The organism is Deinococcus sp. HSC-46F16 (assembly GCF_024171495.1).
GTDB lineage: Bacteria > Deinococcota > Deinococci > Deinococcales > Deinococcaceae > Deinococcus.
On the sequence record NZ_JALJZW010000001.1, the window covers coordinates 1,049,662 to 1,056,732 of the forward strand.

Consider the following 7,071-nt stretch of genomic DNA (forward strand, 5'->3'; position numbering starts at 1 on the left):
CTGCCCATGACGCCGCCGGACAGCGCTCCTACCCCCCTCGCCCTCGCGCGGCTGTTCGTGGGAGTCGCGCTGGCCGGGATCGGCGGGGGCCTGCCCGCGCACACCCGGCGGGCGCTCTTGACGCGGGGCTGGATGACCGAGGAGGGATTCGCGGAGACCTTTACCCTCGCGCAGCTCACGCCGGGGCCGAACGCCGTCAACCTCGCGGCGATGGTCGGGGCGCGGCTCTCGGGGCGGCTGGGAGCGCTCGCCAGCGTGCTGGGGGTGCTGACGCCGGGCCTGCTGGTCATGCTGGCGGTCAGCGTGCTGACGCTGGGGGGCACCGGGGACCTGTCCCCCACCCTGCAAAGTGCGCTGCGGGGAGCGGCGTGCGCGGCGCTGGCAGTGCTGCTGACCGCCGCGCTGCCCGTCGTGCGGGTGGGCTGGCGGGTGAGGGGTGGCCCGGCGGTGGTGGGGCTGACCTTCCTGGCTCTGGGGGTGCTGCGGCTGGACCTGCTGCCCGTGCTGCTGGCGATGGTGGGGGCCGGGCTGCTGCTCCACCGCCCCCGGGGGTCCGGGTGACCGAGCTGTGGACCATGTTCCTGGCCTACGTGCGGCTGGGGCTGATCAGCTTCGGGGGCACCAACGTCGCGGAGATGGAGCGCGTGCTGGTGGGCGAGCGGGGCTGGATCGACGCGGGCACGCTGGCGAATGGCTTCGCGCTGGGGCAACTCATGCCGGGGCCGAACATGCTGGCGGTCACGCACTACGGCTACGCCGCTGCGGGATTCGCCGGGGCGCTCGTCGCCACGCTGGGGTTCTACGGGCCGACGGCCTTGATTGGAGCGGTCGCAGCCCTCGCGTGGGAGCGGCACCGGGCCAATCCGTGGGTGGTCGCGTTTCGGCAGGCGCTCCTGCCCTTCGGGGGCGGGGTGGTGCTGGCGGGGGCGCTGGTGCTGGGGCAGACCAGCATCACATCGTGGGCAGGAGTGGCGGTGGCGGTCGGCGCGTTTCTGCTGCTCTGGCGGACGCGGGTGAACAGCGCGGTGGTGGTGCTGGGAGCGGCGGTGGTGGGGGCGCTGCTGGGGTTGTGAGGGGGCAGGGGATCTTGATTCGGTTTGCCCCGCCCCCCAGCCCCCTCTGCTGCGCAGCTCTGCGAGTCCCCAGAGGGAAAGGGGAGCAGCGCTGCGCCAGGCAAAGGTCGTCCCCTCATCCTCTGGCCCTTCTTGGCCCGCTCCCGTTTCCCCCTCCACGCCATCCTCTGCCCAGGTGAAAGGCCTCGGCACTGACACGCCGAACGGCTCGTCTGCCTGGAACATGGGCTTGCGAGGAGGGAACGCTGAGATCGGCTGACACAGGAAAAAATGGCAAGTGCGAAAGCGTAGTTTCCCCCTCTCCCCCAGCGGGTGACTCGTAGAGCCGCGCAGCGGAGAGGCCCTGCGCAGCAGCGGGGTAAGGGGGCATGTGCCCAACCCTTCCGCCCGTTACCATCCCCACCCTCTCCGCGTCTGCACCCCGTTTCACTTCTCATCCTGAAGTCAGTCCTTATGCTGCCGCCATCATGCTTCGTGCCCAACTCACGATTGCGGCGGGGATGCTCGCGGCGTTGACTCCCTTTTCGGCAACGGCGCAGTCTCCCGCCGAGGCGCAGGTACTGGCCGGGCTGAATGAGGCGCGGGCGCGGGGGGTCACCTGTCCGGCCAGTGGGCGGCGGCCCGTCGCGGCGCCGCTGTTGCCGAGTGCGGCACACGCCCTCGCCGCGCGGACTCAGGCGGGGTACATGAGCAGCCGCGCTGGGGTCACGCACGCGGGAGCTGGGGGCACCACCCCGCGCATCCGGGCGGCCAGCGTGGGCGTGCAGGCGGTCAGTGTGACTGAGATCATTTACATGGGCACGAGTCCGCAGTCGGCGCTGAACTGGTGGCTCGCCTCGCCACTGCACTGCGCGATCCTGACCGATGCCCGCTACACGCACGCGGGGGCAGCGGTGGTGCAGGGGTCGCGCGGAACGGCGTATGTGGTGGTTCTCAGCAGCCAGCCGAAGTAGGGCGGGTTACCGCGCCGTCCACCCCAGGTCGAGGTCCAGCACTGCCCCCGTCATCCCCCACGCGGCGGGACTGACGACGTAGCTGGCGAGGGCCGCCACGTCCTCCGGCTCCAGCAGCCGCTTGATGGCGGCGGGTTCCAGCATCACCTTCTGCTCGACCTCCTCGGGGCTGAGGCCGCGCGTGCGGGCCTGGTCCGCGATCTGGCCCTCGACCAGCGGCGTGCGGACATAGCCGGGGCAGATGGCGTTCACCGTGAGGCCCTGCTCGCCCGCCTCCAGCGCCGCCGTGCGCGTGAAGCCGATCACGCCGTGCTTGGCGCTGATATAGGCGCTCTTGAAGGGACTGGCGACGTGCCCGTGGATGCTCGCCACGTTCACGATGCGGCCCTGGCCGGAGCGCGTGAGGTGTGCCCAGGCGTATTTGCTGAGCAGGAAGGGCGCCGTCAACATCACGTGGAGCATGGTGTCCCAGGTGTCTTCCGGAAAGTCGGGGATGGGGTCGATGTGCTGAAAGCCCGCGTTGTTCACGAGGACATCCAGGCCGCCGAGCGCCGCCACCGTCTCGTCCACCGCGCGGCGGCAGTCGGCCCGGCGGGAGAGGTCGGCGCCCACAAAAGTGAAGCCGTGCTCCTGCGCCACCTCCCGCGCCTGCGGACGGTCGAGGTCAAGGGCGGCCACACGCAGACCGTCTGCCTGAAGCCGCCGGGCGATGGCGAGGCCGATGCCGCTGGTGCCGCCCGTGACGAGGGCGACGCGGGCCAGTGCTGCAGGAGTGTCGGGGGAGGTCATGCGCGGAGTGTAGTGGGGGGACGTCACGGGGGCGTTGCAGTGCGCCTGCTTCTGTCTACTTCGAAAAAGAGGATATGGTTTAAGGTATGGACGTGACGTATGCCCAGGTGAAAGACCGCCTCGCGGCCCCCTTTCCGGCGGCGCGGGTCGCCTGGAAGCCCCAGATGGTCAGCCGGGACCGGTCCTCGGCGCTGATGGTGGCGTTCGTAGACGCCCGCACGGTGATGGAGCGACTGGACGACGTGTGTCCGGGCGAGTGGAATTTCGACGTGAAGCTCTTTCCAGGGCAGCCGGGCCAGCCGCCCACCGCCCGTGGCCGCCTGACCGTGCTGGGCCTGACCCGCAGTGACGTGGGCGAGGCGGGCGAGGGCGAGGCCGGAACCCTCAAGGCCGCCGCCAGTGACGCGCTGAAGCGCTGCGCCGTGCATTTCGGGGTGGGGCGCTACCTCTACGACCTGCCCCGCACCTGGGTCGCCTGGGACGAGGGCCGCCGCGCTCCCCTCGACCCGCCCCGGCTTCCCGAGTGGGCGCTGCCCGAAGAGGAGCGCACGTCCGGCGCGGCGCACGTGCTGGGAGCGCTGGACGCCCTGCGGACCGGACTCCCCCAGGACGTGGGACAACTGCGCGAGGTCTACCGCCACCTCCGGGCAGCGCTGGACACGGTGGAGCGGGCGGGAACCGCGCCGGAGGCCGCCGCGAGCTTGAGACTCTAACCAGGGCCCTCAGGGCTCCTGCCCCGTCAGCGCCCGGTGCAGCGCCGCCGTCTCGGGCAGGGGGCTGAGGCCCAGCTCGGCCAGCGCCGCGCCCAGGGCCGCATACGTCCGGGCGGCGGCGGCGGGGTAGGCGCGGGCGTGGTGCGCCCGCATCAGCGCACGGGCGGCAGGCTCGAAAGCGGGGTCGAGGGTCAGCGCACGTTCGGCCAGCCGCGCGGCGAGGTCCGGCGTCCCGGCCCGCAGCGCGGCCTCGGCTTCCTCGCCCAGGGCTTCGGGGAGGCGGGCGGCGTAGCGTTCGGCCTCAGTCTGCACCGCGTCGAGGTCGCCGCCCGCCAGCTCGCCGGGAAGGGCCAGAAGGGCCGGGGCGCGGCCGGGCGTGCCGGGGAGAGCGTCCAGCCAGGCCCGCGCCTCATCCAGATCGACGCTCAGGTCGGGGCCGGGAAGCAGCCGCAGCCAGTCGCCGCGCTCCAGGAACGTACCGCTCGCCACGCCCTCCTCCAGCACCTGCCCCAGCGCGTGCAGGGTCACCCGGAAATTGCGCTCGCCCACCTGCGGGTCGGCGTCGGGAAAGAGGGCTTCCTGCGCGGCCTCGCGGGGCAGGCCACCCGGCGACACCGCCAGCAGCGCGAGCAGGTCGCGGGCGCGGGCGCGGCCCCACTCGCGGGCGGGGCCACCATCGCGGGTGACCGCCACGCGGCCAAGCACGTGCACCCGCACGTCCACGCCGGGCAGCGCGTCCGGGCTGGGGAGATCGGGGTAGCCCAGCGACCGCGCCACGGGCCGCAGGTCGGCCTGCCGCTCCGGGACCGCCGCTCCCAGCCGGGCCAGCAGCGCAGCACGGGCCGCCCGTGTGGGCACTGGGGACACCAGCGAACGCCGCGCGAGCAGGAAGGGGAACTGGGCGACCCCGCCCGCCGCCTCCGCCGCGCCCTCCCCGGTCGCTGCGTACAGGGCCAGCGCCGCCGCCCCCGCCCCGAAGCGGTCCCCGCAGGCCGCGAAGGACATGTGGGCCGCTTCCAGGCCGGGCCGCGCCCCCGCCGCGTCTCCGCCCTGCCACCGCCCCAGCGCCGCCACCAGCCGGGTCAGCCCTGCCACGTACCAGTCGCCGCCGACGCTGGCGAGGGCCGCCGCCTCGTGCGCTCCGGCCTCGGCCACGTTTCCGGCGCGGCCTTCCAAGTAGGCGAGGCCCAGCCGGGGCTCCACCTGCAAGCGGGGCACCACGTCCTGCGCGAGGGCCAGGGCTGCCGTGTAGGCTGCCCGCGCTGCGTCTTCCCGCCCGGCGATGGCCTCCGCGTGGCCCAGCCGCGCCTGCGCGAGCGACTGCACGAAGCGGCTTTCCAGCCGCTCGCCCTCCGCCAGCCCCTCGCGGGCGCGGCGGGCCGCCTCCTGCGGCTCGCCGAGCGCGGCGTGCAGAAAGGCGGCGAGCAGCAGCCCCTCGCGGTGGTTCTGCGCGGCCCGCGCCCCGCCCGCCTCGCCCCGCGCGGCCTCCAGGGCGAGCTCCAACGCCCGCCCCAGGTCGCCGGAGCGCAGGGCGTAGCGGGCACCCCGTGCCAGAGCCGGGGCCAGCTCCAGCGCCCGCGCGAGGTCCCCCGCGTTGAGGTGGTTTTCGGCCCGCATCCGGGCAATCCGGGCTTGGGTGTCCTCGTCCGGGGCCAGAGCCGCCGCTGTGTCTAGGGCCGACCAGGCGTGCTCGGGCTGCACGGTGTCCAGCGCGACCTGCGCCTCTCCCAGCGCCCGCGCGAGGGGGTCAGCCTGCGCGTAGGCGGCCAGCGCCTCGGCGTAGCGAGAGGAGAGCCGCCGGGCGTCGCCCGAGAGGGCGTGCAGGGCGGGGGTCCACGCCTCCCCCGGCAACCGCGCGAGGCTGCGGCCCACCAGCGTGACCCGCCCCTGTTCCAGCCAGCGCCCGCCTGATCCAGCCAGCAGTTCGGCAGCTCGCCCTGTATTCCCCGCCTGAAGGTGCGCTGTTAGCGCCCGCCGGGGCCGCCCGGTGCGCTCGAAGTAGTCGGCTCCGCGCCCCGCGACCTCCTGCGCCTCACCCGGCGAGAGCAGCCCGCGCAGGTGCGCCCGCAACAGGGGATGGGCCCGGTACGTCTCGCCAGTACGGGTCAGGAAGGTGCCGCCCCGCTCCAGCGCTCCCAGGAGGGCACCTGCCCCACGCACGTCCAGCACGGCTTCCAGCAGGCCCGGCGAGAGTTCCTCGAAGACGCTGCCGCGTGTCAGCAGCGCCCGCAACGAGGGGTCCAGCGGCCCCAGCACCTCCTGCGCGAGGTAGGTGAAGAGGGTCGCCAGTTGCGCCTCGCCGCCGTCCAGCTCTGCCAGCGCCGAGAGCGGCACCCGCCCCTGCGCCGCCGCCTGCGCCAGAAAGCGGGCCGCGATGGGCCACCCCTCGGTCAGGGTGTGTGCCAGCCGCACCTCCTCCGCGCTCGCGGTCACCCCCTGCGCGGCGAGCAGCGCTCCCAATTCCTGCCGGGTAAAGGCGAGGTCGGGGGCGCTGAGGCGGCGCAGTTCGCCCTCCGCCTCCAGCCGGGTCAGGGCCGGGTGCTCCAGTGGCAGCCGCGAGAGCAGAGCCACCCGCCCCCCCAGCAGCTCGCGCAGCACGTCCCCCGCCAGCGGCCCGGCGAGGTGCCCGGCCTCGTCCAGCACGAGCAGCGCTCCCGCCGCGTCCAGCACGTCGGCCACCCGCGCGGCCACCCGCCTTGGCGTGGCCCCCGCGTCCAGCAGCGCCCCCGGTCCCTCGCCGCCCGGCAGCCCGGCCACCGCCACCGCCAGCCCCGCCACGAAGACCTGCGGGTCGGCGTCGTCCACGTCCAGCGTGAGCCACGCCGAACGCCCCAGCTCGGGCAGGTGCGCTGCCAACGCCGTCGTCTTGCCGTAGCCCGCCGGGGCCACCACGCTGAGCACCCGCGCCGAGTTCAGCAGCGCGAGCAGCCGGGGCCGCGCCACCGCGCCGCGCACCTGAGGAGGCCGCGCCCGCCGCGCGGAGGCATGTTCGCGCCAGTCGAGGGTCACGGGGAGATGGTAGGGCATGGGGGGGCGGAGGGACGAGGGGGAATGGTCAGCCGTCAGAAAGGGCAAGCGTTGCTTGCCACCCCCCTCCCAACCTCCCCCACAAGGGGGGAGGGGCAGATACCGACACGCTCTTGCTAAAGCTGTCTTTTCCTTGTGTCAGCCGTCCGAAGCTTTCTCACCTTCCAAGCTCAAGTTCCAGGCAGACGAGCCGTTCGGCACGGACGCGCCGAGGCCTTTTCCTTGGGCGGAAGGATGGCGTGGAGGGGGAACCGGGGGCGGGGCAAGCGGAGCCGACGATGGGGGGACAACCTTTGCTTAGCGCAGCGCCGCTCCCCCTGCCCCCTCGGGGGGTAGGGGGCTGGGGGGTGGGGGCAAACCGCAATCAAAAAAACCGGCCCCCACCCGAAGGCAGAGGCCCAAAGCCAAGAGCTACGTCTAGTACAGCGTTCATTTAATACGAATGGCTTCGTAGTGCCGTCCTAGCGTCCGGCGGGCGACCTGGGTGGAGAACTGCCAGTTGAGGGTGACGCCCGC

The 7,071-nt window shown here is 73.5% G+C and carries 6 protein-coding genes; 4 read left to right on the forward strand and 2 right to left on the reverse strand.

What is annotated here, in order from left to right; translation table 11 throughout:
- Positions 1-6: 6 nt before the first annotated feature.
- From L1280_RS05275 to L1280_RS05285, 3 genes are all read left to right on the forward strand, one after another.
- Positions 7-561: a chromate transporter gene (locus L1280_RS05275; RefSeq protein WP_253581040.1), complete on the forward strand. Its 555-nt coding sequence runs from the start codon at positions 7-9 to the stop codon at positions 559-561.
- Positions 558-1,073, forward strand: a complete 516-nt coding sequence (locus tag L1280_RS05280; RefSeq protein WP_253581041.1) for a chromate transporter — start codon at positions 558-560, stop codon at positions 1,071-1,073. The genes L1280_RS05275 and L1280_RS05280 overlap by 4 nt, the downstream gene beginning before the upstream one ends.
- Positions 1,074-1,540: 467 nt before the next feature.
- On the forward strand, positions 1,541-2,026 hold the full coding sequence (locus tag L1280_RS05285; RefSeq protein WP_253581042.1) for a CAP domain-containing protein: 486 nt from the start codon (positions 1,541-1,543) through the stop codon (positions 2,024-2,026).
- Between the two features lie 6 nt (positions 2,027-2,032).
- Here L1280_RS05285 and L1280_RS05290 read toward each other — a convergent pair whose 3' ends face one another.
- Positions 2,033-2,815, reverse strand: a complete 783-nt coding sequence (locus tag L1280_RS05290; protein WP_253581043.1) for a 3-hydroxybutyrate dehydrogenase — start codon at positions 2,813-2,815, stop codon at positions 2,033-2,035.
- A gap of 92 nt (positions 2,816-2,907) precedes the next feature.
- On the opposite strand from L1280_RS05290, the gene L1280_RS05295 reads away from it, so the two are divergent.
- On the forward strand, positions 2,908-3,528 hold the full coding sequence (locus L1280_RS05295) for a Rad52/Rad22 family DNA repair protein (RefSeq protein WP_253581083.1): 621 nt from the start codon (positions 2,908-2,910) through the stop codon (positions 3,526-3,528).
- A 9-nt stretch (positions 3,529-3,537) separates the two neighbouring features.
- On the opposite strand, the gene L1280_RS05300 is transcribed toward L1280_RS05295, so the two are convergent.
- Entirely contained in the window at positions 3,538-6,537 is a 3,000-nt protein-coding gene (locus L1280_RS05300) for a BTAD domain-containing putative transcriptional regulator (RefSeq protein WP_253581044.1), read from the reverse strand.
- Positions 6,538-7,071 lie beyond the last annotated feature (534 nt).

Coding starts and splice junctions, on each gene's coding strand:
- L1280_RS05290 (WP_253581043.1), bottom strand. CDS start 2,815: ATGACCTCCCCCGACACTCCTGCAGCACTGGCCCGCGTCGCCCTCGTC.
- L1280_RS05275 (WP_253581040.1), top strand. CDS start 7: ATGACGCCGCCGGACAGCGCTCCTACCCCCCTCGCCCTCGCGCGGCTG.
- L1280_RS05285 (WP_253581042.1), top strand. CDS start 1,541: ATGCTTCGTGCCCAACTCACGATTGCGGCGGGGATGCTCGCGGCGTTG.